We start from the raw sequence: 1,575 nt of genomic DNA, 5'->3' as shown, positions 1-1,575 counted from the left end.
AACCGGGTCGTGGCGCCCTTCCAGGCCCAGCCACCGCAGTTGCAGCAGCACCGCACCCGTCGGCGCGTGGATGAGGTCATTGCCCAACGGGATCTGTACGACCGGGCGGGGACTTTCCGGGATGGAGACGAACCGCGGCGAGTCGTCGCGTAGCAGTTGGTGCAGCCCCACCCGGTAGACCGCGACCACCTCCTCGGGCGCCGGTCGCGGATCGAGCCGGCCGCCACCCCAGATCACCACCGGGGTGATCACATAGCCCGACCGCGTCGGGTAGTCGTCGAGCAGCCCCAGCACGGCCGACTCGGGCAGCGCGATGCCGACCTCCTCGTGCAGCTCCCGCAGCGCGGCGTCGACCGGCGTTTCACCACGGTCGAGGCGGCCGCCTGGCAGGGCCCACTGTGCCGAATGTGACGACAGCCGAATAGCCCTGCGGCACAGCAGGAACGCGGCACCACCCGAGACGTCGACCATGCGGCCGTCGAGGTTGGCCTCCGGCATGGGCCGCCCGCCGATCCACTCGTCCACCGGTGCCGGATCCACCCGGTCCTCGCCGGCCTCGGAGTCGACGAGCACCACCGCGACGGCCGCGCGCCGCTTGCTCGGGTCGGCCACGGTGCGGCGCTCGTGATGAGCCACGTGCGCACGGATCCGTTCCCGCAGTGCGTCGTCGTAGCCGATGGTCACCGCTCGACCCTATCGTTCTCAGCCCTTGCCCCGGCCGAAATAGAGCTCCTGGGTGGCAATGCAGACCAGTTGGCCGGCGCGGTTGTACATGGTCGACGTCGCAAGCCCGCGCCCCGCGACCCCGCTGGGCGAAACCTGATCGGAGAGCACCCAATCGGACACGTCGACCGGGCGGTGAAACCACAGCGCGTGGTCGATCAGCGCGTTGAAGATGGTCGGCGGCGTGGCACGCCGCATCGCGAGGGCGGTCTCGAGCATCGTCGTCCCAGAGAGATAGGTCAGCAGACAGCAGTGCAGCATCTCGTCGTCCGGCACGGGTTCGGTTGGCCGCCACCACATGCGGATGCGGGGCGAGGGTGTGGGCGCCTCGATGGAGAGCCGCGGCGGTGCATCGACGTAGCGAAGCTCGAACGGCGCTTTCCTGACCCAGTGCCCGCCCAGCTCGTCGGCATAGGCGGCCAGCTGCTCCTGCACCGGCGACAGCGTGTCCGGGTCGGGCACCTCGGGCATCGGCTGCTGGTAGTCGAGCGATTCGACCGGCACGCTGAACGACGCGAGCGCCTCCAGCAGGATCTGGCCATCCTGACGCGCGGTGACCTGCCGGGTCGAGAGCGTGCCGCCGTCGCGTGCCACGTCGACGTGCAGGTCGACCGGCAGCCGGGCGTCCCCGGCGCGCACGTAGTAGACGTGGATGCTGTGCGGCGTGCGGCCGGGCGCGGTCAGCCCGGCGGCCATCAGCGCCTGCCCGGCGATATGTCCGCCGACGATGTGGTGCGCCGGGTTGTCCAGCTGGGCGGCGACGAAATGCCGGTCGTCTTTGCGGTCGACCCGCAACGTGGCGATGACCTCGGCCAGGGACGGCGAACGGTAGGTCACCCTGGCATCATGCCG

The 1,575-nt window shown here is 70.4% G+C and carries 2 protein-coding genes; both read right to left on the bottom strand.

Annotation, left to right across the window (positions count from 1 at the left end; all coding sequences use genetic code 11):
* The coding region (locus AC2VOK_RS08030; protein WP_428899995.1) for an NUDIX hydrolase at nt 1-684 on the bottom strand (684 nt) is incomplete at its 3' end.
* Between the two features lie 18 nt (nt 685-702).
* Nucleotides 703-1,560, bottom strand: coding sequence for an acyl-CoA thioesterase (locus tag AC2VOK_RS08025; protein ID WP_428899996.1), 858 nt, complete (start codon nt 1,558-1,560; stop codon nt 703-705).
* Nucleotides 1,561-1,575 lie beyond the last annotated feature (15 nt).

It is taken from the genome of Mycobacterium sp. TH-M116, assembly GCF_057473685.1.
Note: the sequence above shows the minus strand (reverse complement) of the source record. Positions and strands in the feature narration are given on the sequence as shown.